A 25,983-nucleotide genomic window follows, 5' to 3' on the forward strand; every position below is an offset into this window, starting at 1 on the left:
TCGAGCAAATCTGTTTTTGTCATGCCATGTGTCTTTAGTAGAATTTTATATTGTTACCAATTATAGTATGCTCCTTTTACTTGATAACACTATTATAACATTTAAAAATTAAAAAAATAGGTTCTAAATTAATAGAAAGTATAATACTAAAATTAGAATTTTTCGTGATAATCCTATAAAATGTTACTTTTCTAATAAACTTGTACTTATTTCCTTCAAACTACACAACTCTCTAGTTGTTGTAAGTTTGTAATTGACTCAAAAGTATTCGATATAATTTCAAAACAGTGTTTTAATTTATAGTTGGCCAATATCATCTAATTTTAACTAAAAAAATCATTATACAAATCAAGATACTAAAGATTAATTTATGGTATACTAGTGATAATAAATCTTATACTCAACAAAAGAAACAAACATACAAAACCTCACTTTGAATCAGCATTTATACTATACTCCGTATTAAAACTCCATAATTGTTTTCTAAAATGCTGTCTTCAAATATTCTTAAATATAATAAAAAGAGATTGATAAATGAACTTAATTACTGTAAAAGCGAATCAAATCCTCCCACAATAAAATAAATTGAGAAATCTATTTCCTACTTAGGTAAATTTCTCAATTTATTTACTTATTTTTATTTTGAAAATTTGGTAAAAAGATTATCTACATTGTTTCTCATAAATATCTAATGTGATCTATTTCCAGTAGGTTACTATACTCTTATGATCTTATACTTCATTTTTAGTATTTAAATGACTACTTATTATAAGAATTCCAGTAATAAATAAGGCGATTCCTAAACGAACAAAGTTAATCGATTGTTCTTCTCCTGTTTGGGGTAAATTTTTTACTTCCGATTCTATTTTTTTAAAATTAGTTGATGCTATAAAATCTGATTTATATTCATTAAATTTACTGTAAAGTAGTTCAGGATTCTCCTGATTTTTAACACCAACCACACTATCTTTAGAATTATCCTCTATATTTTCAATAGTCTTTCCAAAAGTATCTTGTGATTTAACTACAATCTTTTTCTGTAAATTTTCGTCAGATAGTGGAATATCTTTAGGGATTTGATTTGTAATTGTTTTAATTTTAACTGTATCCTCTTTAATATCTATAGTTTGCATTGAATTCTTTGGATTTATAATATTTTTATTATCATTTTCAAATTCTCTTTTCGGCTTCTCATCAGTTTTTCCAAAATAGAGATAATCGTAAAGTTGTTGTGCAGTTATTCCTCCACCAACCCAACCAGAAATAGTTTTACCATTTTTAAAATAAATAATTGTTGGCGTTCCAGGAATACCGATTGTTTTAAAAATGAACTCTTTAGCAGAATCATCAAAATCCTCACCATCTATATCGTAATATTCTAACTTTTTATCAATCAGCATATTAAACTCTTTCAATACTCCAGAAAATTCACGACAATGATAACATGTCCCTCTTCCAAAATATAAAGTATGTTCCGAATCTTCTGAAGTGAATATCTGACGAACTTCAGCAATACTAATTTTATTAAAATCAGATACATTTGAAGCGTATTCTTCAGATGTAACTGATTTCATATCTTCAGTTTCTTTCTTAATAATTTCTTTCGTAGATTGCTGAACGTTACTTTCATTTTCTCTATCGCTAGACTTTTGTTCAGTTAAAGATTCTCCAGTGGTTTCTGTAACAGCTGGTTCTAAATTTAAAGCTGATGGCACTGTATCAGAAAATTTTGTTTCAGCACTTTCAGCCAAAACAAGATTCGGACTAATGGTAACTAACGCTACGGTACTAACTAATAAAGATTGTAATAAATACTTCTTCATAACGTGGCTCCTTTTTGATTGATAATTTTATTTTACACATTTTAAAACTAAATTTTTAAGCAAATCCTAAAAGGTAGCTATATTATACTGAAATGGTATTTTTCGCTCTGCAGAATAGAAACATCATTTGCTTTCAAAATAATGATTAACACAATCATATTTATTTGTTACAAAGATTTCTTAACTACCTCCTCTCTCAGGCTACATAAGCGTTCTATTTGTGTGTCCAATATTTTATGAACAATAGCCACATACTACCATCCTACCAAACAAATAATAAAAACAGACAATTCTACTTTCAATTGTGTACCCACCCTTTCGCTCCACTTCCATTATAGAATCATCCTGACTACTATAGGATTGACTGACTTCTCATGTTTTGTTGTTACTATGCTTTCAGCTATCATCAGAATCTCACCTCAATATATAAGTTGTACATCTTTCCTCATTACTCCCGTGATTTACATATACCTATTTGAACTTTAGAGTTCTGAAATCCCTCATCTACTATCCCTTCCTCTTCCTACTACCTCATGATTATCCTGCTTACGAGTAACTATTTAGCCCACCAGTAGCGGGTGCTCACGGAGAACTTATACCTCAGATGAGATACTTGACCTGCTCGTCGTACCCAAAAAATTAGGCTAGTCAAAAACTCATTTTTAGGAAAAATAATGTGAATCTCACTACAATAAAACGCATAATATCAAGATTCAATGCCTGATAATATGCGTTTTTCTGATTTTAAAGACTTTTCCCAGCCTCTTTGATTATTATGTTGTACAAATTAGTTAAATTAAGATTATGAAATTTAACTAATTTGAAATGATTTTAATATCTTTTATATTCTCTAAAAACATCTCTGTAATACATCATAATACCTATTGTTTCACCATTGTATTCATCATGAATATTTATATGAATTGTTTCATCTTGTTAAAAGCTAGATGAGTTTATTATACTCATTTTTCCTTATATCGTTATCCCCAAAGAAATTAATCCTTGAGCTAGATTTTTACTCAATTGTCCATATGCTGCAATTTCTTTATAAAATGTTGCAGTCTTTGGACTCAATGATTTATGACTATGAATACTACTAACAGCTTGTTGGCAAAGAGCTTCTGCCAACTCCATGACAACTCTCTGCTCATTTTTTGTATTCTCTAATCGAGTTTTATAATGTAATAAAATATCTCGTTCGTTTTGACGAATCTCTGGATCTAAAATCAAATTATAAACCTTGTTGAGAATTTCTTCTGTTTTTTTATTCATGAATCATCCTCTATACCCTCTTATTATTATCTAGGTCTGTTCCCACCTGCTCCTGCTATTGCCATAGCCATTTGTGATACAACACCATTTACTACAGATTCAACATTAATTTAACAATTACCAAAGTTCCAATTCGATTGCGTATATCGATAACCATCCCTACAAATAATGTTATCTGAAATATATCTAAATGGTGCATACCATCCATATGGAATACCTCCTAGTACTTGATAATTTTATTGTGTCAAAAAAATACAAATATTATAAAATTTAAAAATCTGAAATGATTTGAATATTTTTTATACTCTCTAAAAATACCTCTGTAATACATAGTAATACCTAATATAGCAATAAACTTATGAATAATAGTATTTGATTCGAATAAAATTTTTAGGACTAAAACTGTCATTATAAAACTAATTACGCATATCAAATAACGCTTCATTTGAACCTCAACTTTCTATATCGTAGAAAAAAGATCCAGTTCCTTCACAAAAGGCTATGATAGCTTCACCAAGTTTTATTATACAAATCCCAAAAAGTCTTGAAAACGTCCAGAATGATTATAATCTGATTCCCCAAAATATAATCTAGACACAATTACTTAATATCATTTTGCATTACTAGTTTAATTTGATACAGTGCAAATCGAAAAATTATTAGCAATAATAAAAAGCCATTTCCAAAAAATAAGAAATACATTGCTAAATCACTCTTTAAATAGTATAGAAACCAAATAAGCATCCAAAGTATGCTCATTTTTATAAATATATTACTTACTATCCATTCAATCTTTAGCAAGAGATGATTAACTACATTCATTATAACATTCTCCATATTTCCATCCTCATCATATCTATAGCTCAATCACTTTACTACTACGTCTCAAAATAATTTATTATTATATACTGTAAGTAAAACGCTAACACTGTACTGGCTCCCAAAGTTAGACAGAAAAATCTAACTTTTGGGGGCCAGTACACACATTCAAATATTAAATTTGGTAGCATTTTATTTTGAAGACAAAATATCAATCAATTCTAATCAATGCAAAACAAATATTCTTCCCGCACAAGAATTCTATTTATGAACCGAATACATAACCCCAAAATCCACCATAGATTGCTCCACCAACAGCGCATGCTGCAATGACATACGGACCAGCAGGAGCACAAGACATCGCCGCTTCTACAGCACCTGCCGCCCCCGCAAGAACAGCCTCTCCCTCACGTTGTCCTCCACCTAAAACACAGGACAATTCTTCATTTTTTAACTCCATAAAGTGAATATTTAATTTATTCATACGTAACCTCATTTCTTTTTTGAAATATGTAATTCGATATTATTTGAGCAAATAATGTATCCTACTGTGAATAATACTACAAATATATGAGTATAAAATAATACAGAAAATGACTTATAGCCATCTATAACAACAAAGATAATTGATAGTAGTAATAGAAAAAAAGTAGGTGCTGAAATCTTTTTAATAAATTGCTTGTATCGATTAAAGCATAGTTCAGAACTAATGTTTCCTCTCTTCTTATTATGCGTTAATAAGTGAATCAGCAACTCAAAAAACACACTACCTACAGAAAGAACTAAAACTTCGCTTATTGTAACATTTAGAACTATTCCAAGCGCACCTATTATAAAAAAAGACGTAAAAAGAGCTAAAATTAGCCTAAATTCCCCACTTTTCATTAGCTACCCCCTTTTCTATAAAGATCTAGCGAGAGCCCATATACCTGTGCAATATTGTGCTCCTAAAATACCTCCAGCCCAAGTTCCAGCTCCTGGTGCAACCAAACTACCAATCGCTGCTCCTGCTAATGTGCAAATTCCTGTCGCCCGAGCAACTTCCCCTGCACTAACTGCTCCTCCCTCAATGCTAGCTAGCATTTCGGTATTCAAAATATTAAATTGAATCGGTGTCTTTGTTTCCATGAGGAATACCTCCATATTAATTTTTATTATTTTTGTCGGATTGCAATCTTGACATTTTTAGTATATCAGAATAAAGACTGCTTTTTCCGCGAAGTCTTTAAATGTACGATTTTCATCATGAAACGTATTTTTTTCATGATTTGTAACCATTTATGATTTAAAATATGCCGTTAACAAAATGGTGTTAACTAATTTTCAAACTCCAAAATACCATTCAAGATATTATATGCTCCATTTAAGATTTGAGCACTTTTTCTACCTATTTTTTGTCATAATAGTCTTGTAAATAACAAGAAAGGATTTGAAAAATGACATCTTACAAACGGACCTTTGTCCCTCAAATCGACGCTAGGGACTGTGGAGTCGCCGCTTTAGCGTCTATTTCAAAGTTTTATGGTTCTGACTATTCCTTAGCTCATTTGCGAGAACTAGCTAAAACAAATAAAGAAGGAACGACCGCTCTTGGTATCGTCAAAGCAGCCAAAGAAATGAGTTTTGAAACAAGAGCCATCCAAGCGGATATGAGCCTCTTTGAAATGGAAGACATACCATATCCTTTTATCGTTCATGTTAATAAAGAGGGTAAACTACAACACTACTACGTTGTCTATAAAAATATAAAAGACCATCTTATCATTGGTGATCCTGACCCTACTGTCAAAGTAACAAAAATGACCAAGGAGAGATTTGCTTCTGAATGGACAGGTGTAGCTATCTTTCTGGCTCCAGCTCCCAGCTATAAACCTCATAAGGATAAAAAAAATGGATTGATGAGCTTTCTCCCCTTAATTTTCAGGCAACGCTCACTTATTTTTTATATCGTGTTAGCTAGTCTCTTGGTGACCCTTATCAATATCGGTGGCTCTTACTACCTTCAAGGAATTTTAGATGAATACATCCCTAATCAGATGAAATCAACCCTAGGTATTATCTCCATTGGCCTGATTATCACCTATATCCTGCAACAGATGATGAGTTTCTCACGAGATTACCTCTTAACCGTACTTAGTCAACGATTAAGTATTGATGTTATTCTTTCTTACATTCGCCACATTTTTGAACTCCCCATGTCTTTCTTTGCGACACGTCGAACTGGTGAGGTCATCTCTCGTTTTACAGATGCCAATTCAATCATTGACGCTCTAGCTTCGACGATTTTGTCACTCTTCCTTGATGTCTCTATCTTGATCATTGTTGGTAGTGTACTCTTGGTACAAAACACCAACCTCTTCCTTCTCTCACTGATTTCAGTTCCTATTTACATCATCATTATTTTTGCTTTTATGAAGCCCTTTGAAAAGATGAATAATGATGTCATGCAGAGCAATTCCATGGTAAGCTCTGCTATTATTGAAGATATCAATGGTATAGAAACCATCAAATCCCTAACTAGTGAAGAAACTCGATACCAGAAGATTGATAGCGAGTTTGTGGATTATTTGGACAAATCTTTCAAACTCAGTAAATATTCTATCCTACAGAGCAGCCTTAAACAAGGAGCTCAACTCATACTGAATATTGTTATTTTGTGGTTTGGTGCTCAGGTAGTTATGACAGGTAAAATTTCCATTGGACAATTGATTACGTTTAACACACTCTTATCTTACTTTACTAATCCCTTGGAAAATATCATTAACCTCCAAACAAAACTTCAGTCTGCAAAGGTAGCCAACAATCGTCTTAATGAAGTTTACTTAGTCGAATCTGAGTTCAAAAACACTCAGACCTTAACCGGTTCACAGTTTCTGGCTGGTGATATTTGTTTTGAAGACATTTCATATAAATATGGTTTTGGACGCGACACCCTAAATAACATAAATCTAACTATCAAACAAGGTGATAAGGTCAGTATAGTGGGAATTAGCGGATCAGGGAAAACGACCTTGGCTAAAATGATTGTCAACTTCTTTGAACCTTACAAGGGACGAATCACTATTAACAACAATGATCTCAAAATGATTGATAAAAAGGTTCTTCGACAACACATCAACTACCTACCTCAACAAGCTTATATTTTTAGTGGATCAATCTTAGAAAACCTGACCTTGGGAGCTAATCAAATGATTAGTCAAGAAGATATTATCAAAGCCTGTGAGATAGCAGAAATTCGCCAAGACATCGAACAAATGCCTATGGGATACCAAACAGAACTATCAGATGGAGCTGGTTTATCAGGTGGTCAAAAACAACGGATTGCTTTGGCTAGAGCCTTACTGACTAAAGCTCCTGTTCTTATTCTTGATGAAGCAACCAGCGGACTTGATGTTTTAACTGAAAAAAAGGTTATTGAAAATTTGATGGCCATGACTGACAAGACCATAATCTTTGTTGCCCATCGTCTTAGTATATCTGAACGAACTAATCAAGTCATTGTCCTTAACCAAGGGAAAGTTATAGAAACTGGTTCTCATCAAGAATTGATTACCAAACAAGGTTTCTATCATTATCTATTTAGCAAATAAGGAGACTTATCATGAACCCAAAGCTATTTAAAAGTGCAGAATTTTATCAGCGCCGCTACCATAATTTTGCGACACTCTTAATTGTCCCATTAGTCCTATTACTAAGTTTCTTGCTTATCTTCTCTCTATTTGCCCAAAAAGAAGTCACCGTCACATCGAGAGGAGAGATTACACCAACTCAAGTCATCGCTTCAATTCAATCAACTAGCAATAACATCATAACAACTAATAATCTGTCCAATAACCAATCGGTCAAAAAAGATGACGTCGTTATCAAATATGCTGAAACCATGGAGAAATCCCAAAAACAAGCTCTTGAAACACAGCTAGCTACCCTAAATCGGCAAAAAACTGGAATCGAGACTCTCAAAGCAAGTCTGTCACAAGGAACTAACCTCTTTACAGGTGAAGATGAGTTCGGCTATATTAATACCTTTAACAACTTTATTAGCCAATCTCAAGATATTGAGTTAGGCATCTCTAAAACCAATGCAGAGGTTAATAATCAACTAGCTTTAGCAGGAAATACCGCCACTGCTATAGAGAAACAAATCAATAATATCTACCGACAAATAGCAGAGTATGAGGAACTTAGTCAAGCTATCACTAATAAAAGTTCGAGTTTGTCGGCTAGCAATCCACACAAAGCTACCTTAAATACTTACTTAGTCCAATCCCAGCAACAATCTCAGCAAGGATTAGATGATCAATATCTTTCTCAAATTAATCAGAGTATCTCAAGTTTAAAATCCTCTATCGCTAGTCTTAATATTCAACGAGCAGGTACAGGAAGTGTTGCGACTTACGATAGTAGTTTAGGAACCAAGGTAGAAGTCCTACGAACCCAATTTCTACAATCGGCATCTCAACAGTTGACAACTGTTGAAACACAAATCACTGAGCTGACAGCTCAACTTGGGCAAGCAAATGTTAACTTTGAACACAACACTATTAAAGCCCCAGGTACAGGAATCATTCATTTAAATAATGAATTTGATGGAAAAACTCTAATTCCAAACGGTAGTGAAATCGCCCAAATTTATCCCAATATTCAAGAAACTAAAGAGGTACTTATTACTTACTACGTCACTTCTGAGTATGTCCCTTTACTTAAAGAAGAACAGGTCGCACGTCTTAAACTAGAAAAAATCGGAAATCAAAATATCACAATAATTGGAAAAATCAATTCTATTGATAGAACAGCAACAAAAACTGAACAAGGAAATCTTTTTAAAGTGACTGCACTAGCCCAACTAACAGATAAAGACAGTAACATCATACAATATGGTTTACAAGGCCAAGTAACGAGTATCATTGCTAAAAAAACTTACTTTGATTACTATAAAGATGTAATCCTCAATAACTTATAGATGACATGATGTAGGTTCCTTATGGGATTTTTAAAAATTATTTTAAATATTTTATTTATTATTAGAATATAAAACTAAGGAGGTCTTAAAATGGACAAAAAAGATATTTCTATCAAAAATTTTCCAACGATTAGTTCTGAAGACATGTTAAAGATTAATGGAGGAAAAAACATTTGGAAGAAGATTGAAGACTTTTTTCATATCAACAATAGAGTTACTTGATTTCTTAACTAGTCAAAGCTTTTATAATAGACAAAATAAAAAAACATTGTACATTATTGCATAATTGTCAACTGTAGTAGTTTTTTTCAGTAAACACCTGGCGTGAGAACTCGTGGAATCTCTAAAGAGAAGTTAGGCAAAAAAACAATTCAAACTATCAAAAAACAAGCATTTCCATAGTTGGAGATGCTCGTTTTCTTATATCATGATTTGCAAAAAAATTATAGATTAATGAGAATTCATAAAGATTATATGGTTAATACAGCTTATAAATTTTATACAGAAACATATTGTATTCTTATAGTATGAGATTTGTAGGGCAGACATATTTAAAAATCCAAATTCTAACATCTAACTATTTTATGTTTAGATGTAAATAAAATCATAGTAAAGAGGCTGGGACAAAAGTCTAGCCTTGAATATAAAAAGCGAACAAAACGAGTTATCTGATACTCAGAATTCTGTCTTATTCGCTTTTTTATCTAATCTATCGATTTTAAAAACTTATAATAAAGAATTCCTAAAATCAAAATCTTTTTGTCCCAGACTCTTTAAAGTTCTATTTCCAAGATCTGTGTAAAGACATAATTTTTACTTGTGGTTTTCAAACATACATTTGGATAAGATTTTAAAATTCTCCGAACATTCGCCAAGCCTATACCCCTACCTACGCCTTTTGAAGAATTGTCACGCTTGAATATATCTCTCAATTCTATCTCTCTTTCTAAAGTAGAATTTTTTACAATCATGACTAATTTATTCCATTCTGTATCTTCAAGGAAACAAACTACTATTCCATCTTCTGCTGCAGACTCTATAGCATTATCTAACAAGATAGAAGTAATTGTTAAGAAGTCAATTTGTTCCATATTTTTTATAGAGAACCGTTCACTAATCTCCAGGGAAACTGGAACAGATAAGTTTTGGGCCTCCGATAACTTAGATAACAATAAACTCTTCAGAGCCAAATCATTGATATTTCTTAGTTGTGCCACTTCAAAACGCTTACCTTTTAATTTTTCACCAGAATTTTTCAAAACACTATCATAGACTTGAGAAACCAGATTAATATCTTGTTGATCTATACCTATTTTTAAGCTTGATAAAATATTGGCATAATCATGTCTAAAGCTTCTAATTTCTTGATACAGCCCCTCAACTTGTTGACTATAATTACTAAGATTTTGCAATTGAATTTCTTTTTGTAGAACGACTTTCTCCTGTAATTCTTGAAGTAATTTTCTATCCAATAGATTAACAAAACAAATAAACAATAAAAAGTAAACTGCTGTCAATAATTCTTTATATTCCAACATTCTATCCCAACTTACTTTATCAATGTAGTTTATATAAGGCGGTAAGATAAAATAAGCAATCATTAAAATATCCGCAGTAATTAAAATAAATTTTGTCTTTCTATCCAAGTTCTTTATTTTTAAATGACTAAAATTATATCGAAAGATATTAATAAGGAATAACACAATAATTTTAGCTAGTAAAGAGAAAATCATTATTCCTAGATTTGTTTCATATATAGTTTGCAATATGGGAATTTTATAAATTACAAAGTAACCTAAAAAATTTTTGATGACATCCCAAAATCCAAGTGGAAATAATGAGTAAAAAAGTAATAAAGAGACCTTACTTCTTAATTCAGCAATAGACAAAGTATACAAGATAAAAAAAGTGGGATAACTCAATAATGACCCATAAAAATAAAATTCTGTTGATCCAAATACAAAAATAAATAGTAATATTGAAAGATAGAACAGAATAATGGATATTCCGATTTTTTTCAGATTTAATCTCTCACCTAAAACCCTAGCATGTATACATAACATTAGAAAAGTACCTATAATATCTAGAAAAAATATCATCTAAATCTCCTTAGTCATGAAGTCTTTCGATAGCTTTCATAAGTGGACGAATTTTTAATCTAGAGACAATACAAGAGGACCCGTTCTGAAAATGAACTAACCGATTTTCTTTATCAATTAAAGATATATTATAAGGATTTACGATAAATGATCTATGACATTGAAATAAACGTGGTTCCTGTTTAAGAATATCTGACAATTGTCCATAAAATTCAACTATGTCTCGTTTGGAATAGAGAGTCAACTTATGAGCAATTGTTGATGTTTCAATATACAATAAATCTTTAAAAGGGACTTGAATTTGAGCTTTGGATCCTGTAAATATAAAAGAGTCCTCAGATACTGTTCTTCCTTGATTATCGCTAACACTTAAAATAACATTTTCAATTCGTTTGATAAATAATGGTTCAGGTAATTCTTTATCAATGAAATCAATAGCTGATACTAAATATTCAAAAGATACAGGCATAAACTCAGAATGTGATGTTACAAAAGCAATCACTGCTTGAGAATCAAGTTTTCTAATTTCTCTAGCAACGTCTAGTCCTCTTTTGTCATCATCTTTTATTTCAATATCAAGTAAAAATAATTGATGATTTCCTCTCTCTGAAATGTCCTCTAAAAGCTGTTGAGGTTTTCCATAAACCTCAAAATGCCTATACTCAATCTTATTATCCACCAAAATTTTTTTGACAATATTTTCAATTCTAGTCTGTTGTAAAAAATTATCTTCTAGTATAAAAATATTCACTACTTCACTCCTATATATTTTTCCACTGATTTTTTAATATTGTAAAGTGTCTTCTAGAACAAGCGATGTCTGATACTCTATCATCCATAAACATAATCGTTCTTGTCTCATGATTAAATCCTGCTATTTTATGTTTATTCACAAGAAATTTTCTATGGCATCTAATAAGTTCTTCTGAACTTTCCTCTTCAATTTTAGCTAGTGAGGTTGAAGCTTCAAAATTCCCTTCGGCTGTTACAAAAAGAACAGCATGAGCTTTTGTTGGGTGAGTTGTAACATAATAAATTTTAGAGAGTGGTACCTTTACGATAGCTCTATCTTGATATAAAATGTAGTCTTTCATATTTAGCCTCCTTCTATCAGTTTAATCTTATCAGAATTATGGAAATTAAATTATAAAAATCTCAAATGGTTTCTATACTATCTTAAATGGTAGAAATTTTCTTAATTTAGACATTTCATGATAAAATAGATACTTTTTAGTATCTCAATAATACTAAACTTTCTTCATTTGATAAACTAATACAATATGAAAGGAAAGCTATGAAGGCAATTCAAATTTTACACTACTCTTTATTTGGCTATATTTTATCTCTGTATTTAAAATATTATTTCTTTAAAAAGAATACAAAAATTTTACAAGGACATCAGATTAACTACAAATATAAATCTTCTACTTATTTTATCATAAAATCAGGGTCTCTAACATCTAAAAAAATGAAACTCTATTTAAAATCTATCCAATTTAGTTCAAAAAAATCAGAAGTTATCATCATAGGCAGTCAGATTGATTATGATGAGCTTTATAGAAACCACTTTAGTGTGTTTGGTGTTATAGACATAACTAATAACAAATCATTAAAATATATTAAAGAAAAAATTCATTTTTACTTGGAAGAGCTCTATGAATTTAAGAAGGATAAGAGTGATTAAGTCTATGAAATAAAGATTCAAGTCTTATAACTTTATATCCGTAATCACCTATCCATTACAGAATTTTGATTTCTTACTCCATATGCTAGAGTTTGATAGCAAATTCTAGTTTCGTCTTAAAGTAGTCATATTTTCTTAGTCTTTTTTCTGAGTTATTGAAATTGATTGGAACTTTTGAGGATGGGCAAAATCTCAATTCCTGAAGAGAATGGAGTAAATCTTCCCACAAGAAAACGCATAATTTCAAGTTTTTCAACACCCGATACTATACGTTTTTTGGTTCTAAAAAATTTTCGCCCACCTTAAATGGGTATTTCTACCATCTACTACTGGATTCATCATGAAAAATTGGGGGTAACGAAACAGGATCTGCTTTATCCTAGAAAAGGAAGAGCAAACAAGAAACAAGCTAGTCCGAACTTTAAATCCACTGGTAAATCTATCGAACAGCGTCCTGAAGCTATCAATCTGCGATTGGAGAATGAACATTATGAGATTGATACCGTTCTACTTACAAGAGAGAAAAACTACTGTTTGCTTGTCTTAACGGATCGAAAGAGCAGGCATCAAATCATCCCATTGATTCGAAATAAAAGCGCTGAGGCGGTTAATCAGACTCTAAAACTCATCTTAAAACAACATCAAATTCGTTCCATCACGGTAGATAATGGAACTAATTCAACCGCTTGTATAATGTGTTTTCTAAGGAATACATCTACTTCATTGAAAATTTGATTAATTACTATCCTAAAAATGTTTGAACTAGAAGTCACCTAGAGAAGACTTGTTGCTGGCTTACTTAAACTTGTAATTTGACCTCTTATGAGTGATTAAATTACTTCAATTCCTAGTCAAAATTAATCTACTTCCATATTTTTTTCAAAGCTATCTAATATTTTAAACAGAATATGCAAATTCGTATAACCCTGATTCATCTCTAATCTACGTATCTGTTGCCAAGAATCCATATAATTCTCCCCCAAAGCTTTGCTCTCAAAAATAGCAATCATCTGGTAAGGATCATTATCTATATCATCCAATAAATTATCTACTGCTACTGTTTTGGATTCGCTAGGTAAAATCTTATCAAACAACACATGTTCAAGATTGATAGAATTAAAATGAACGGAATATGCAATGGACTTTTTCTTCACTGTCAATGAACTTTCAGACAATTCCTTAATAACAGATACTAATTTTTTGGCTTTCTTCTGCCGAATTCTTTGAACGCTATCTCTTTTAGCTGCATTTTCAAAGAGAATTTTTTTATTTACCAAATCATATTTAAAAGCATTGACACTAGCATCAATGCTATAGTCGTTAGGATTTATAAATACACCATCAGTATCTGTTACAAAAGCAACATGAACAATCTGTGAGGCAGATAATTTGCTCTTTCTTAGATAACTAAGTAATTGGTCTTTTAAAATCGTAGTTCCATTTTTCCTTTCATTTTCACTCGAAGTAAAAATATCTCCATTTTGGATATCTATCGTAATATCAGATAAATTTAATTTCTGTTTAAATTCATCTACAATTGAATCCAGGCAGTCCGCATCCGTACTTCCTTCAACAAAAATCAAGAAAACCTTTTCTTCTTTTTTACTCACCGATATACTTACCTGCCTTTCTAAGAGCACGTCGCATTTTAGATTGACTCTGCCCTTTATAAAGCTCTTCATCTGCTCCTCCAATTTGAATAGAACGTAAATATAGGTCTCGAAGGTTGTTCGTCATCTTCACTCCCTTTAGAGTGATATATCGATTTTCTCTATTTGTCGTTGAAAAACGAATTTTGCGGGTTGGTAACATTTCTAAAATTCTAAGATTATGTGAAGTGAAAACCAATTGTCCACTGGCATCATTGGAGAAGATTTCCATCAATTCACCTAATAAATATTCAAATATCCCTGAATCGATTTCATCAATAAAGGCAATAATTCCTGGTTTATTGAAGACTTCAATAAGAAAACCAATCATACTGATAATTTTTCTAATTCCTTCAGATTCATGAATTAAGGAAAAAGTTTTTCCGTTGCGTTGTGCAAGGAAATTTACATTATAGTATTGATTTTCTTGTGAATCAATCGTCGAATCTCCCACGGTCATCTTCAAGGTTAAATCAGGAATAATAACAGGAATAATTTCATTCATGTAGCGAATGGTGTCTTCATACACAGTAAGAAGTTCTTGCGGTATAGGAGTACCTCCTTTATTTAAGATTGCAGGTAGTCCACCTTGGAAAGCATGATTCTCATTTTTATAGTTAATATTGATAGGCATAGCTCCCATACCTGTCAAATTCGCATACCGCTGGGTATAAATTCGAATATGACTACAAAATTCTTCTAGAATCTGGTAGGCTTTCTTTTCTATCTCTTTACCTTCTTGCTTTTCTAATCGATTTTTAAATTCCTGGGAAAAAAGAACAGAAGATTTAGCTCTTAGTGCAGCCTCTGCTAAAACTTCTATAGCATCCTTACTTATAAACTTGGAACGTGACTTCAAGCTTCCTTCTAGTTCACCCGATTCATCTCGTTCTAAAATTGTAAACTCAAATAAACGTTTGAACTGTGTCCGTGGTCTAAATTCTTTATAAGATATTATTTCATGTGCAAGATATACATTCTGTTCCACTGTAGATTCGTCTGAAATAAACTCAGCCTCATACCTCAGTAGAAGATTATTTTCAGACTCAATTTCTATACAAATCTTTGGCAGACGCTCTTCACTCGTATTGAAAATCCCAAAACTATCTTCAGGAATAGATTTTCCTGCCATAATAGTTTTTAAAATATCCATAGCGTCCACTACTGTTGTTTTACCTGACCCATTTTGACCATAAATACCCAAAAGATTAATGTATCCATTACTATCATAAAACTTTATATTGCCATGATCTACATTTTTTATTTGCTCAATTGTCAGTTCTCTCAATTTAATTGCCATTTTCGATAACTCCTAGATATTTCAACATTATTATATCACTTTTTTATAAAGAAAAAAAGAAAAATGGTATAAAAAATTCCTTTTTTGTCTTGTTTTTTTAAAAACAAGACAAAAAAGGTTTAGCTATCTATAATAACTAAAATTCAACATATACATGGGAATGACTGTCAGCAAATGTGCCAAGCCTATCAACCAGATAAGATAAAAAGACAGACCTATCACCTCCCCCCATATAATCCGAATCATACTGGTAGCTTGATACAAGGGCGAAAACCAGGTCAGCTCACGGAGGCAAGTAGAAAAGAACTTAGCCCTATGCAGCATAGAACTAAATCCTTTGTCTAAATTATTTGTTTAACTTTTTGGGTCAGTACATTTTTGGTTCTAAAAATTTTCACCCACCTTGAACAACTAACAAAAGTTATAAGTAGACTATATTTTTAAACTCAAGATCTAACAACCATTTCGATTAGTTAAATCTTTCAATCTTTCTTCTCCAGATTTAAGCATCTCTTTCTCAACTTGATTCCATTCTCCAAATAGTAAATCATGAAGAACGGTTGCTGCTGAAGTTGTATTTTCTTTTGAATCATATACACAACTTCTATCTCGTTGATAAATTTGAATTCTTTCAAAGATAGCTAGTTCTTCCAATTGCCGTGTATTATCAACTAGATGATTTACAATGAAATCATGGTGTTCTTTTGAAGTTGCGCGTGCTTGATTTGGATTGATAGCGTACAATTCTTCGTATCGGATAAGTGTGCTCAGATAGGACAGCTTAGGCTTTGTCGCAATCAAGGCTAATTGTACCTCATATCCCTTATTTTTCAAGAGTTGTGCTGTTTTCTTTGGAACATCAACTGTTCGTAAAGTTCCCTCTATCAAAAGATTGTATCTTAAATTAATCAATTCGGCTACTAAAGACTCTACCATTTTCCCTGCAAAATCTTTGGTGTATTCTACGCTATCTTTGCCATATTCTTGCTGCAGTTCTAAATAGTGTGGATGCTGAGAACGAAAACTATCGCCATCTACGATAACAATATTTCCTTGAAACTCTTTCTGTTTAATACGATGAATTGTAGTCTTACCGGCACCACTTTGCCCTCCAAGCAAAATCGCTATAGGTTGCTTACTAGACTTTTTTCCTCTTGTCAGTGAACGAAGATTACGTGCTAGAGCATGTTTGAATTCACTATCAGTATAATCTTGGATTTCCATTAGGCTACCATCCGTTTTTCAGATATCTCTAACATACGTTCAATTCCATCCAAATAGCCGCTATATCTCTCTATTTCATCAAAAGTTTCAACTAGATAGATATTCGTATGAATCAAATCAGAAAGATCATCACTCATTAAAATCCAAGGATTAGATTCATCATCAATGCTAATTCCCTGACTATCTTGATAACGATAGAGTCGTGATAATAGATTAGCTCCTCTTTCTTTCACAATTTCAATTTTTAAAGTCAATTCATAATCTTCAACAGGATTGAGCATTTTATCTTCTCCTACAATATCGACATAAGATACATTAAACTTCTGACAAATGATATCTATTAGTTCCGTAGAGACTGAACTCGTTCCATTTTCATACCGGCTCAAGCTATTTCGAGAAATTCCTACAATTCGGGCAAAGTCGTCTTGTGTTAAGTCATGTGTTTTACGTAAGGATTTTATGTTCTTTCCAATCATGGCAAACTCCTTTTATTTTTATACCACCATTATAACATTTAGAAAAAGTAAATGCACCATTTTTGGTGCATTATTGACTGTTTTTCCTAAATCTCTCTAAATTCTTTTCCAATTGTTCCTTATGAAGTTGATTCTTTGCTTTCTTTAATGTGTCGTCCAAAGTTTCTTCTCTATAAGTTGATTCTGTTTTTAGTTGTTCTGATCCTTGATCTGGAGTGAAAATGATATCTAGCAGTCGGTCTATTTTTTCAAGATCTTGGACAGACATATCAGATAGTCTATGAATTAGCTTCTTAAATACATCACTATTGTCTTGGTTTTTCTTAAAAAGTTTTGTAAACATCTATAACCTCTCAAAAAAAGCAGCCTATTAGGACTGCTTAGTGTAATTCCGAAATCGCATCATAAATGGACTGCAATTTCTTATTGTCTTTATTCTTTGTGTCGATCAACGTATGTAGCTCTTCAATTTTCTTTTGGCTGCTTTGAATATCGCTATTGTTATCTGCAATCAGTCTTTTAAGATGTTGCTGATAACTTGTAGTGATATCTGTCTCTTTTCCTGTTCTAACCTCTGTAACTTTGGGTTTAGAACTAGGATTTGATTCCGTTACAGGCGCTTGTTTTCGCTTTTGAAAAGCTGCTTCATAATTTACATCATTACCTCCTTGATGATTTCCAAATAAGGCCGCAATTTTATCTGGATCTTCTTGATTTTCTGACTTACTTTCTAATGGTTGATTAAAATTCCAATCTTTTGTCATTCACTCATTTCATCCTTTCTAAATTCAGAATCATCGAATTGTCTTTCTTTACCAAAGGCATGGTCAAGAGCTTCTTCAAAACTCATGTGACTAATGCTTTGACGCCTTTTGAACGTCGCAAACATCGCTGTCTCTAGTTGCTCTTTGTAAGCAGCGAGTTTTTCTGTCTCTCTTGCTACCTTGCTTTCTTGCCTAGTGACCTTTTCTTCTAAGCGTTCAATAATGGTCATATACGATCCTCCTTCATTCTAATATTAGCTAAAACATCTTGATTTTGTTATCACAATTCTAAACATTGAGAGGTTTGTCTTACTGGTGGATTTCCAAATGTATCTTTTACTGTCTCAAGCTTAAATTGAAAATCTGATTTCTTTTCTCTAAGAATATCGTTCCAGTCTATTTTTTCTTTCCCAGATTCATTATTAGGTAAATCCAGTAAAACAGGAAATCCTGATTGAGATAACTTATCAGAAAAATCTTTTCCTGCTTCATCACAATCTACTGCCAGTGTCAATAAATCAGGATGATTATCAAAATAGCTGGTGGTATCACGAATTGTATTGATCAAATGCAATAACTTTGAAGGTGTTACTGTATCTAAAAATTCCAACTTCTGATTTTCTTCAGCTATTAGTCGTAAAGTTTGATAAGCAACAACAGACCTTTTTAATCCTTCCATAGATACCAAACGAACATCAGTTAGACTTTGTTGATGAAGTTCGTAATAGCTTATCAAGTCGACGAACGATTCACAAAAAACCAGTCTATTTGGTTTACCAATATCAAAAGATATTCCAATATGTCCATGGCTTCCTTTTAGAATCGTTTTCAGCCTCTCTCTAGGAAGAGAGTGATTCTTATAAATCCCTTGTAAGCTTGCTGCCTGCAGCTTGTGACGATGATCATAGCTTTTAAAAACGATAACAGGTTCAACTGTTTCATTTGTTTTCCAACTAGCTTGGGCTATCAAACCTTGTTGAATCATCTTTTGTATGATTTCTTCTGAGATTCCTCTACATTCTGTTAAATAATATCTAGCCAGACTGCAGTTAGAATCTTCTACTCTCTTTAAAGGATAATAAAATGGTCTCTCTCTTTTTTCTTGAACAGCTTCTTTTTGAAAAGGTTCTTCAGAAAGAAAGGCTAGAGCTTCTTTAAAGGAAATTCCCTTAACAAGTCGAACAAAATCAATGACATCACCTTGAATATCTCTTGAAAACCATTTAAAAGTATTGGTAGTTGAAAAAATCCGAAATGAATCGTGTTCAGGATGTTCATAGACACTGCTCGAAACTTGTTTAAAGGAGATCCCCAAACGATTGGCTACATCAAGAATTGAAATTTGCTTACATTCCTCTATATTCATAAAACATCATCATTTTGTTGTAGTATTTGGCAATGATGGAACTGATGAGGATTCTTCTAAAGTTTTAGGAGTGGTCTTATCTAAATCATCTAAGCCAGATTTCCAAACCTGTACTTGGTTGACCAATAACTTACCTGGTAGTTTCGAATAAGACAACTTAACCGTTCTAGTTTCTGTCTGATTGGTCTTTGATTGGTTAGCATTCTTTAAATCAGATACATAGGTTACATTATAAGAGACCATGGCAATGGCTTGATTCGTAGTCTGGTTGACAAAGATATCAGCTTTTTCAAAATGATAATCCAAAATATAGTCCTTATATACTTGGTTCATAGCATCGTTTTGACTTGTCAATTCTTGAGAATAAGCCGATTCAGTCATATAAGGTTGAATACGTGTATTATTTTCTCCGAGCTTTTCTTTCGTATAGTACTGCGTCAAAAATTCTTTTACAGTATCAGATGACAAAATACTTGCCTTATCTTCTGCTTGTTTGTCCTCTACAAGTTTAGCTGCAGCCAATTCAATCTCTTTGCGACTTTGTTTGGCAGTAGAATGTTGCCCAGCAGTATATCCCATCATGAGAATAAAGCTAGTTGCGGCTACTGCTCCAACACTAATTAAGGCTTTAGTTTTGACTTTATTTAACATCTTAGACCTTCTTTCTATAAAAACTAGGTCAAGAATAACAAAAAGGACTTGTAAGTTTTATCACATAATGAGTTAAACATATCTATTAAAATTTTAACATCTATATCCTCTCATACACATTATATACCTTACTACAACCTTCTTCATAAAACCATGGTTTAACTCCCCATCCTTTCTAAGCTACCTAGCGATAGTCTAACTCTAAACTAGATCGTTAAAACACCTCAGATATACAACATCATCATACCTAATGCGTTGATCTTCTTCCACTTTCATCTGATTCACCAAGTTCCATTGTAATAACCTTTACACCAGTTACTTTCCCACTCTCATCACGCAATACTTCTTTAATATTCTCCAAGAAATGGAATGTAACACCTTCATTGTGTGCATCTTTGATTTGTAGTGTAGCTTCTAGTATATTGTTCATATGGTCATCATTCTTTTGTTTTAGGTTTCAGCGCTTTTAATATAATGGATGTTGGCCTTTTTGTATACACTAAAATAGGGTTGGTGGAAAATTTCCATCAACCCTAAAAATTATAGAACCACACAAAACCCTGACCAGAGATGGCCAGGGTTTTGTATTTCAAAAATTATTCTGTAAATTCTATAGTTACTTTTACTTCAGAATCCATTGAAGAAAATATTGTTTTATAATAATTGATTGCAGATTCTTTAATTTCACTCTTAAATTTATCTAAATACTCTGCTTGTTTATCACTAGAAAGTTGGTTAGCGACCAATTTCCCAGTATCAATATCTTCTGTAGTTCCACTTAATAACTCTCCATGACTATCATATAAATCATAAGGATTATCTTTTGAAAGTTCAACACCAATTACTTCCAATTTTGGAACAATAACCTTATATTCTTTTTCGCTTATTTGTTCAACCTTTACACTACTTTTAATTCCAAATTTAGCTTTATAATTTAAAATTACTAATGCTGCTTTTTTAGAGAACGGCACATCAAACCCAAAAACTTGAGTTGTTTTTGTTTCAGAAATAATTTCATTAATTCCCGCATTCAAAAATACAACTTCATTCACTTTTTCAATACTTTCGATATTAATTGACGATTTGACTTCTGATTTATGTTCCTTAGGTAAGAAAAATAGCACTCCAATAGCTATAATAGCTATTAATACCACATTCAATAGTACACTAAACATATTAACTTTCTTCTTTAATATAGACAAGATAAAAAAACCTCACTTTAAATAATCTATCTAAATTTTACACATTCTAAAGAAAATAGTCAATATTTTTTCGTACTATCTTCTAAAATTAATTGTGCCTATTAAAAATGAAATTAGTTTGTTGCATTTGATTATATTTTTTGAACACCAAATCCATTTAAAATTGAGTGCTATTTTGAGCACTAAAAAAGGGCTCTTTGTCAAATAGTGTTGATGAAGAAATTTAGGAAGGGATTAAGCAACTAATTGTTGCTTAATTCCTTTTTGTTTTGGGCCAAACATTTTTGTTATTAAAATAATCCTATTTCTAAAATGGTAATAGTTTCTAAAGCCGTAGGCATTTCTTTTAAGCACTTTTATTTTATTGTTTATTCCTTCAATAGGGCCATTTGTTCTAGTTGGATACTCACAAGTATTTTGAATATATGGCAAGTAAGTCATAAGAGTCTTTAATACTCTTTTTAAACCAGGAGATAGGTCTAATTGCGTAGCTGCTTCAATCGTTTCCTTAACTCTATCTCCATTTCAACCTCTTGAGAACTGGTTTCTAAATCACTAGACAAAAGAGAAACAGAATCTGTTCTCATGTAGTAAGTATATAAGTCTTCTAGGTCTTGTTGGTTTTCAATCCCTGTTTCAATACTAATCAGAGCCTGTATAAATTCCTTGTAGTGACTCTCCATCATATCTAAAATCTTTTGTTTCATTTCCATAAATACTGAAGACGGTTCAGTTATACTTGTTTGGTCTATGTCTTGTAAATCCTTTTCTAAGGGATTGGTTCCTTCTTCTACTTCCACTAAATCTGAACGACCATCACCATCAGAATCTGCGCTAAGAGGATTGGTTCCTAGCGCCAATTCTTGAGCATCAGTCAGTCCATCCTGATCCGAATCACGTTGATAAATGGTTTCCATATACATCCTTCTTTCCTAGTTAATCTTTTTTCACTCCAATTCTACCAAATATTACTTGAAAGAAGTATCACAACAAAAAAAGAGAACGAGCCAAAACTGCGTTCTCCTGGAAATGATAAAAATATATTTTATGCCACAAAAGATATGTAAACTAATCTTTTAAATAATAAAAAAGTTCCGACGTTTGTAAATGTTTTGAGTAAATTGAAATTACTTTTTGACCTTTTGGAAATACTGTCTTTCTCTTCAAATCTAATAAAGATTGAGGAACAATTTTCCTTGATGTCTCTTTCAATGTTAATGCTAGTATCTGTTTTCTTGTACGTAGAGCATAATCAAACTCCAAATACAAATAACGTCCTGAACCAGTTAAATGAACATGCTTTCCCAATAACTCCTCAATGGATCCTAAAACCTGTAACTTTTGCATTGTGGTTCCATCTTTTTTTATTTTCAACTCATCAATTATGACATGCCTATTTAAACAATCGTCAAAGAAACTGCCTGCACCTTTTCGGTAATCAACACCACATAGGTGCATGAAATTAGTAGGTGAAAAATGAAGTTCAACACTTTCTATTTCTGTTTCATAATACATGATTTTGCCAACGAAGTGTTCTTTAAAAAAAGAAGCCGCGATTTGTAACGGAGTAAAAAAACGCTGAAGTTTTATTTTTTCGGTGTAATTTGGATTACGATAATCTCTAGAATTTGCCATATTTTCCTCACAAAAAAGGTGGTTTACAGAGTCTGTAAGCCACCTAGTCAGTCGGTTTATTCTGGTGTCTGCCACCGCTTGGCCCTTACGTCCAAGATTGCTATCGGATTTCGTTCTGGTGTCCGCCACCGCTTGGCCCTTATGTCCAAGATTACTATCAGATTGACCATGAGCCGACTACTCATCTACACTATTTATTCTACCTGAAAATGGTTAAAATTTCAAGTGTAAACTCTTCTATTTCGTAGTATAAGCAAAACTAATGGCACTATCTGCTTGCGAAATTTTTCTAAAGGTATAGTTAGGATTGCCACCATAGTTAGTTTCAGACACAAGGAAAGAATCATCATCATAGACCTTCTCTACAAAAGCTACATGACCGTAGATAGCTGGTGTGCCATGTGTACCTCCTACAAAAGAAACAATAGCACCTGATCTTGGTATTGAGCCCGTTTCCCCTCCAAGACTTGAAGCTGTCGCAACCCAGTCCTGACCATTTCCCATGGTATTAATGATTGAAATCTTTTCTCCATTTCTACCTTTTAATTTTAAGCCTAACTGGTTCATACGAGCCGCAACACCCCATGTACATTGTCCATAGGCATAGGCCATACCATCTCCACCACCAGGAACAGAATGATCATACAAGTCCCCAAGAACACCTTCAAGGGATTGCGGGTCACTCTTTGCCTGTCCTCCATTTGTTTGGCTAAAGCCTTTTTCAATTTGGTAATACCATTCCGTTGCTCTGGTTTGTCTTTCCAGTAGTTTGTCACCAGAATTTCCCTCCCAATAGGTGAGGAAGAGTTGGGCGAGATTAGCTGCACTGCCCGTATTTTTAAAGAAATCTTTTAACCAACTTTGAAAGTAAGGACTATCCCCATGAAGCATAAAATCAAGTTGTAGGTCTAAATCATACCATTTCTTATTTTGGGTGCGTGCATAATTTAACAAGGCTGTATGACGTGTTGACCCATCTGCTGTATCTGTCCATTGCCCTAAACCTAGACCTCTATGAAGAATATTAGGATAAGCACCACTATAAATGGCTGGACCTCCAATTGCTAACCAGCTTTCATCATCCCATGAGGAATCGGTAGCGCCAACTGGAGGAGATAAATAATCTCCTTCAGCTCGTTTAGGATTGATAGAAGACTCTACCGACCAATTTCCTAAAATAGCCGCAATGGCTTGGGGACTTGCCCCTTGAGATTTCAAAAAATCATAAATATGTTTTGCATGTTCAAACTCATCCCCACCAAACTGACCAATGGCAGGTAAGATAGTGGTCTGAAGTTGAATGACTTTGGGAAAATAAAATTGCGGATTGACGTACACCAATTTTTCTTTCTTGTTCTTATACTTTTGATAGGAAACTTTCAAACCTGTATCGTCTGGTGTTTCACCAATAATATCACCCGTTAGGACTCTTGTCCCCTCAATCGCACGGCCATTATGAATAGAATACAAGGTTAAACGACTCTCATTCTCTCCTTTTCCATTAGTGAGAATTACATTGTCACCATCTAGAGATACTACCCCATCCATTGGTGCGACAATCGTTTGGTGAGCCTTGGCTTCTAGTAGAATGTACTCCTGAAGAGTAGGTTTTCCGTCTAAATCATAGTATCCATAACGATAAGTCATGGTTAGACTATCTTCGTTGCTTTTCCCCTCAAATGGATTGTCCAATTCCTGCATGGAAGCATACACACCCTCTTCTTTTAGTTCCTTCATTTCCTCTTGATCGTCTTTTGATAGTTTATACTTAGGAGTTTCATAGAGGTCTTGCATGGATTTCAAATCTTCCCCATCGTTTAAATCATGCCACAAAGTAGATAGATAATCCTTGTAAGTTTCTGAACTAAATAAGTGAACTGGTTTGTGTAACTCATAGTCATGGAATTTAAAGTTCATATACCCCATCACATCATCAACTTTTGTGTAATAGGTAATTCCTTTGTCATTTGTACGAGTATGTTCTGCGTCTTCCCAAGTTAGGTGGGTATAAGCTTTTGTTAATTCAAATTCATCTTGTTGAATCAAACTAGCAGATGAAAATCCTAAAAAGAAGCTCATCATAAATAAGAGAAGAAAGACTAATCCTCCAACTATCCATGTTGCAGGATTTCCAGCCGCAAATGTAAAGAAGGAAAAGGCTGCTTTTAGTTTTTGATAGATATTTCGGACACTAGTAAGACCTTGTTTCTTTAATTTTCGATACCGATTTTTAAAGGAACTTGGATTCTCTTTCCCTAGTTTCCATCCTTTTCCAGCCTTAAAATGATGGTATCGCTCTTTTGTGTTGGTCAGTCTTTTCTTGGTAAAACGACCTGTTGCTTGTCCTGTTTTGACACTAGCTTTTCCAAGGTTATAAGAAAGCCGACTGTAGCGTTTTCCTTTTCTAATTGTCTCTTGAAGTGTGCGATAACCTTCTAAATCTTCATTTTCTGAAGCTAACTCTCCACCTTCACGTCCAAGGACATAAAGAAAAGTTTTGGCTTTCCTACTGACTTTTTTGGACTTATAGGCTTGTTTAGTAGATTTTAGATTCTCTTTTGCGGCCTTGACTTCTTTCTTAGCTTTTAATTCTTCTAAACTCTTCCCTTGAAAGAAAAAATTAGATTTTTGTTTTGATTCCTGACCGTAGAGAAATTTTTGATTGGTTTTTCTTTCTTTACGACTCTCTTTTCTTTCTTCTTTTGCTTCTACCTTGGCTTCTCTAAATTGCTTCTTGGCTATTTTCAATCGTTTCCTAGCATGAGGCAATCGTCTGTCTCTTAATTCTTTACGATTCAAAAGAGATAGAGGACTATTTTGAAGAATATGATTGTAGTCTTCATTTGCTTGTTTTACTCTATCCTTTGAAGCTTCTCTCATCTCCTCTAGCTTTTCTTTTATCTCTTTTTTCCATGCTTTATCATCCAGTACAGCGGAATCTTTTTTCTGTTTCCTTACCTCCTTCTTTCCTTTTTTCAAGAATTTTTTCTCATCTTTTAGGCTTCTTCTAAATGCCTTTCGGGCACGTATGATTTTTCTTTTATCCTTCATTCTACTTC

At 32.8% G+C, this 25,983-nt stretch carries 26 protein-coding genes and 2 pseudogenes; 5 read left to right on the forward strand and 23 right to left on the reverse strand.

Annotated elements, in window-relative coordinates:
- Nucleotides 1-731: 731 nt before the first annotated feature.
- The 5 genes from N8M16_RS01100 to N8M16_RS01120 all read right to left on the reverse strand — a co-directional run bounded on the left by N8M16_RS01100 (nt 732) and on the right by N8M16_RS01120 (nt 5,042).
- Nucleotides 732-1,823, reverse strand: coding sequence for a DUF6568 family protein (locus N8M16_RS01100; protein WP_261069502.1), 1,092 nt, complete (start codon nt 1,821-1,823; stop codon nt 732-734).
- Nucleotides 1,824-2,795: 972 nt separating this feature from the next.
- The gene (locus N8M16_RS01105) at nt 2,796-3,095 is read right to left on the reverse strand and encodes a bacteriocin immunity family protein (protein ID WP_261069503.1); all 300 of its coding nucleotides are present in this window, start codon (nt 3,093-3,095) and stop codon (nt 2,796-2,798) included.
- Nucleotides 3,096-4,179: 1,084 nt separating this feature from the next.
- A complete protein-coding gene (locus N8M16_RS01110; RefSeq protein WP_228114018.1) occupies nt 4,180-4,410 on the reverse strand; it encodes a Blp family class II bacteriocin in 231 nt (76 codons plus the stop codon).
- The gene (locus tag N8M16_RS01115; RefSeq protein WP_084946451.1) at nt 4,407-4,799 is read right to left on the reverse strand and encodes a hypothetical protein; all 393 of its coding nucleotides are present in this window, start codon (nt 4,797-4,799) and stop codon (nt 4,407-4,409) included. The genes N8M16_RS01110 and N8M16_RS01115 overlap by 4 nt, the downstream gene beginning before the upstream one ends.
- Before the next feature lie 15 nt (nt 4,800-4,814).
- Complete coding sequence (locus N8M16_RS01120) at nt 4,815-5,042, reverse strand: Blp family class II bacteriocin (RefSeq protein ID WP_261069504.1); 228 nt, start codon at nt 5,040-5,042, stop codon at nt 4,815-4,817.
- Between the two features lie 308 nt (nt 5,043-5,350).
- On the opposite strand from N8M16_RS01120, the gene N8M16_RS01125 reads away from it, so the two are divergent.
- The 3 genes from N8M16_RS01125 to N8M16_RS01135 all read left to right on the forward strand — a co-directional run bounded on the left by N8M16_RS01125 (nt 5,351) and on the right by N8M16_RS01135 (nt 9,096).
- A complete protein-coding gene (locus N8M16_RS01125) occupies nt 5,351-7,504 on the forward strand; it encodes a peptide cleavage/export ABC transporter (protein ID WP_261069505.1) in 2,154 nt (717 codons plus the stop codon).
- Nucleotides 7,505-7,515: 11 nt separating this feature from the next.
- Nucleotides 7,516-8,874: a bacteriocin secretion accessory protein gene (locus N8M16_RS01130; RefSeq protein WP_261069506.1), complete on the forward strand. Its 1,359-nt coding sequence runs from the start codon at nt 7,516-7,518 to the stop codon at nt 8,872-8,874.
- A 90-nt stretch (nt 8,875-8,964) separates the two neighbouring features.
- Nucleotides 8,965-9,096: a hypothetical protein gene (locus N8M16_RS01135; RefSeq protein WP_261069507.1), complete on the forward strand. Its 132-nt coding sequence runs from the start codon at nt 8,965-8,967 to the stop codon at nt 9,094-9,096.
- Between the two features lie 551 nt (nt 9,097-9,647).
- Here N8M16_RS01135 and N8M16_RS01140 read toward each other — a convergent pair.
- Genes N8M16_RS01140 through N8M16_RS01150 form a run of 3 tightly spaced genes read right to left on the reverse strand, consistent with a single transcriptional unit; the run spans nt 9,648 to nt 12,067 of the window.
- Nucleotides 9,648-10,973, reverse strand: coding sequence for a GHKL domain-containing protein (locus N8M16_RS01140; protein WP_261069508.1), 1,326 nt, complete (start codon nt 10,971-10,973; stop codon nt 9,648-9,650).
- 10 nt (nt 10,974-10,983) lie between these two features.
- Nucleotides 10,984-11,724, reverse strand: coding sequence for a response regulator transcription factor (locus N8M16_RS01145; RefSeq protein WP_261069509.1), 741 nt, complete (start codon nt 11,722-11,724; stop codon nt 10,984-10,986).
- Nucleotides 11,725-11,734: 10 nt separating this feature from the next.
- Nucleotides 11,735-12,067 carry a LytTR family transcriptional regulator DNA-binding domain-containing protein gene (locus N8M16_RS01150; RefSeq protein ID WP_024057774.1) on the reverse strand — a complete coding sequence of 111 codons (333 nt, stop codon included), beginning with the start codon at nt 12,065-12,067 and terminating at the stop codon, nt 11,735-11,737.
- A gap of 200 nt (nt 12,068-12,267) precedes the next feature.
- Between N8M16_RS01150 and N8M16_RS01155 the strand changes: the two genes are divergently transcribed.
- Nucleotides 12,268-12,657, forward strand: coding sequence for a hypothetical protein (locus tag N8M16_RS01155; RefSeq protein WP_261069510.1), 390 nt, complete (start codon nt 12,268-12,270; stop codon nt 12,655-12,657).
- Nucleotides 12,658-12,963: 306 nt separating this feature from the next.
- Nucleotides 12,964-13,379, forward strand: a pseudogene (locus tag N8M16_RS01160) (IS30 family transposase); the annotation flags it as partial.
- Nucleotides 13,380-13,514: 135 nt separating this feature from the next.
- On the opposite strand, the gene N8M16_RS01165 reads toward N8M16_RS01160, so the two are convergent.
- The 15 genes and pseudogenes from N8M16_RS01165 to N8M16_RS01235 form a co-directional block, all read right to left on the reverse strand.
- Nucleotides 13,515-14,267, reverse strand: a complete 753-nt coding sequence (locus tag N8M16_RS01165) for a hypothetical protein (protein WP_004248111.1) — start codon at nt 14,265-14,267, stop codon at nt 13,515-13,517.
- Nucleotides 14,260-15,606 (reverse strand): ATP-binding protein, encoded by a 1,347-nt coding sequence (locus tag N8M16_RS01170; RefSeq protein ID WP_261069511.1) that lies wholly within the window; start codon nt 15,604-15,606, stop codon nt 14,260-14,262. The genes N8M16_RS01165 and N8M16_RS01170 overlap by 8 nt, the downstream gene beginning before the upstream one ends.
- Nucleotides 15,607-16,059: 453 nt before the next feature.
- Nucleotides 16,060-16,830 (reverse strand): type II toxin-antitoxin system toxin PezT, encoded by a 771-nt coding sequence (gene pezT / locus N8M16_RS01175; protein WP_261069512.1) that lies wholly within the window; start codon nt 16,828-16,830, stop codon nt 16,060-16,062.
- Nucleotides 16,830-17,306, reverse strand: coding sequence for a type II toxin-antitoxin system antitoxin PezA (pezA, locus tag N8M16_RS01180; protein WP_000579597.1), 477 nt, complete (start codon nt 17,304-17,306; stop codon nt 16,830-16,832). Before pezA ends, pezT begins: the two co-directional genes overlap by 1 nt.
- A 70-nt stretch (nt 17,307-17,376) precedes the next feature.
- On the reverse strand, nt 17,377-17,649 hold the full coding sequence (locus N8M16_RS01185; protein WP_247933347.1) for a hypothetical protein: 273 nt from the start codon (nt 17,647-17,649) through the stop codon (nt 17,377-17,379).
- A 37-nt stretch (nt 17,650-17,686) separates the two neighbouring features.
- Nucleotides 17,687-18,070 (reverse strand): DUF5945 family protein, encoded by a 384-nt coding sequence (locus N8M16_RS01190; protein WP_000159212.1) that lies wholly within the window; start codon nt 18,068-18,070, stop codon nt 17,687-17,689.
- The gene (locus tag N8M16_RS01195) at nt 18,067-18,300 is read right to left on the reverse strand and encodes a DUF5965 family protein (RefSeq protein ID WP_000152419.1); all 234 of its coding nucleotides are present in this window, start codon (nt 18,298-18,300) and stop codon (nt 18,067-18,069) included. The genes N8M16_RS01190 and N8M16_RS01195 overlap by 4 nt, the downstream gene beginning before the upstream one ends.
- Before the next feature lie 50 nt (nt 18,301-18,350).
- On the reverse strand, nt 18,351-19,436 hold the full coding sequence (locus N8M16_RS01200; RefSeq protein ID WP_261069513.1) for a DUF3991 domain-containing protein: 1,086 nt from the start codon (nt 19,434-19,436) through the stop codon (nt 18,351-18,353).
- A gap of 9 nt (nt 19,437-19,445) precedes the next feature.
- Nucleotides 19,446-20,087 (reverse strand): peptidylprolyl isomerase, encoded by a 642-nt coding sequence (locus tag N8M16_RS01205; protein WP_261069261.1) that lies wholly within the window; start codon nt 20,085-20,087, stop codon nt 19,446-19,448.
- Nucleotides 20,088-20,334: 247 nt separating this feature from the next.
- Entirely contained in the window at nt 20,335-20,517 is a 183-nt protein-coding gene (locus tag N8M16_RS01210; protein WP_240149465.1) for a glutamate synthase, read from the reverse strand.
- 166 nt (nt 20,518-20,683) lie between these two features.
- Nucleotides 20,684-21,262, reverse strand: a complete 579-nt coding sequence (locus tag N8M16_RS01215) for a DUF4230 domain-containing protein (protein ID WP_000493216.1) — start codon at nt 21,260-21,262, stop codon at nt 20,684-20,686.
- Between the two features lie 261 nt (nt 21,263-21,523).
- A pseudogene (locus N8M16_RS01220) lies at nt 21,524-21,799 on the reverse strand (transposase); the annotation flags it as partial.
- A complete protein-coding gene (locus N8M16_RS01225) occupies nt 21,769-22,206 on the reverse strand; it encodes a thrombospondin type 3 repeat-containing protein (protein ID WP_261069514.1) in 438 nt (145 codons plus the stop codon). The gene N8M16_RS01225 and the pseudogene N8M16_RS01220, both read right to left, overlap by 31 nt.
- Before the next feature lie 151 nt (nt 22,207-22,357).
- A complete protein-coding gene (locus N8M16_RS01230) occupies nt 22,358-22,924 on the reverse strand; it encodes a PBECR4 domain-containing protein (protein WP_261069515.1) in 567 nt (188 codons plus the stop codon).
- A gap of 237 nt (nt 22,925-23,161) precedes the next feature.
- Nucleotides 23,162-25,975 (reverse strand): phage tail tip lysozyme, encoded by a 2,814-nt coding sequence (locus N8M16_RS01235; RefSeq protein WP_261069516.1) that lies wholly within the window; start codon nt 25,973-25,975, stop codon nt 23,162-23,164.
- Nucleotides 25,976-25,983 lie beyond the last annotated feature (8 nt).

The organism is Streptococcus mitis (assembly GCF_946188375.1).
GTDB classification, from domain to species: domain Bacteria; phylum Bacillota; class Bacilli; order Lactobacillales; family Streptococcaceae; genus Streptococcus; species Streptococcus mitis_CX.

Bases quoted from the DNA above. Each gene is read 5' to 3' on its own strand.
- N8M16_RS01100 (WP_261069502.1), bottom strand. From the start codon at position 1,823: ATGAAGAAGTATTTATTACAATCTTTATTAGTTAGTACCGTAGCGTTA.
- N8M16_RS01105 (WP_261069503.1), bottom strand. From the start codon at position 3,095: ATGAATAAAAAAACAGAAGAAATTCTCAACAAGGTTTATAATTTGATT.
- N8M16_RS01110 (WP_228114018.1), bottom strand. From the start codon at position 4,410: ATGAGGTTACGTATGAATAAATTAAATATTCACTTTATGGAGTTAAAA.
- N8M16_RS01115 (WP_084946451.1), bottom strand. From the start codon at position 4,799: ATGAAAAGTGGGGAATTTAGGCTAATTTTAGCTCTTTTTACGTCTTTT.
- N8M16_RS01120 (WP_261069504.1), bottom strand. From the start codon at position 5,042: ATGGAAACAAAGACACCGATTCAATTTAATATTTTGAATACCGAAATG.
- N8M16_RS01125 (WP_261069505.1), top strand. From the start codon at position 5,351: ATGACATCTTACAAACGGACCTTTGTCCCTCAAATCGACGCTAGGGAC.
- N8M16_RS01130 (WP_261069506.1), top strand. From the start codon at position 7,516: ATGAACCCAAAGCTATTTAAAAGTGCAGAATTTTATCAGCGCCGCTAC.
- N8M16_RS01135 (WP_261069507.1), top strand. From the start codon at position 8,965: ATGGACAAAAAAGATATTTCTATCAAAAATTTTCCAACGATTAGTTCT.
- N8M16_RS01140 (WP_261069508.1), bottom strand. From the start codon at position 10,973: ATGATATTTTTTCTAGATATTATAGGTACTTTTCTAATGTTATGTATA.
- N8M16_RS01150 (WP_024057774.1), bottom strand. From the start codon at position 12,067: ATGAAAGACTACATTTTATATCAAGATAGAGCTATCGTAAAGGTACCA.
- N8M16_RS01155 (WP_261069510.1), top strand. From the start codon at position 12,268: ATGAAGGCAATTCAAATTTTACACTACTCTTTATTTGGCTATATTTTA.
- N8M16_RS01170 (WP_261069511.1), bottom strand. From the start codon at position 15,606: ATGGCAATTAAATTGAGAGAACTGACAATTGAGCAAATAAAAAATGTA.
- pezT (WP_261069512.1), bottom strand. From the start codon at position 16,830: ATGGAAATCCAAGATTATACTGATAGTGAATTCAAACATGCTCTAGCA.
- pezA (WP_000579597.1), bottom strand. From the start codon at position 17,306: ATGATTGGAAAGAACATAAAATCCTTACGTAAAACACATGACTTAACA.
- N8M16_RS01185 (WP_247933347.1), bottom strand. From the start codon at position 17,649: ATGTTTACAAAACTTTTTAAGAAAAACCAAGACAATAGTGATGTATTT.
- N8M16_RS01190 (WP_000159212.1), bottom strand. From the start codon at position 18,070: ATGACAAAAGATTGGAATTTTAATCAACCATTAGAAAGTAAGTCAGAA.
- N8M16_RS01195 (WP_000152419.1), bottom strand. From the start codon at position 18,300: ATGACCATTATTGAACGCTTAGAAGAAAAGGTCACTAGGCAAGAAAGC.
- N8M16_RS01200 (WP_261069513.1), bottom strand. From the start codon at position 19,436: ATGAATATAGAGGAATGTAAGCAAATTTCAATTCTTGATGTAGCCAAT.
- N8M16_RS01205 (WP_261069261.1), bottom strand. From the start codon at position 20,087: ATGTTAAATAAAGTCAAAACTAAAGCCTTAATTAGTGTTGGAGCAGTA.
- N8M16_RS01210 (WP_240149465.1), bottom strand. From the start codon at position 20,517: ATGAACAATATACTAGAAGCTACACTACAAATCAAAGATGCACACAAT.
- N8M16_RS01215 (WP_000493216.1), bottom strand. From the start codon at position 21,262: ATGTTTAGTGTACTATTGAATGTGGTATTAATAGCTATTATAGCTATT.
- N8M16_RS01225 (WP_261069514.1), bottom strand. From the start codon at position 22,206: ATGGAAACCATTTATCAACGTGATTCGGATCAGGATGGACTGACTGAT.
- N8M16_RS01230 (WP_261069515.1), bottom strand. From the start codon at position 22,924: ATGGCAAATTCTAGAGATTATCGTAATCCAAATTACACCGAAAAAATA.
- N8M16_RS01235 (WP_261069516.1), bottom strand. From the start codon at position 25,975: ATGAAGGATAAAAGAAAAATCATACGTGCCCGAAAGGCATTTAGAAGA.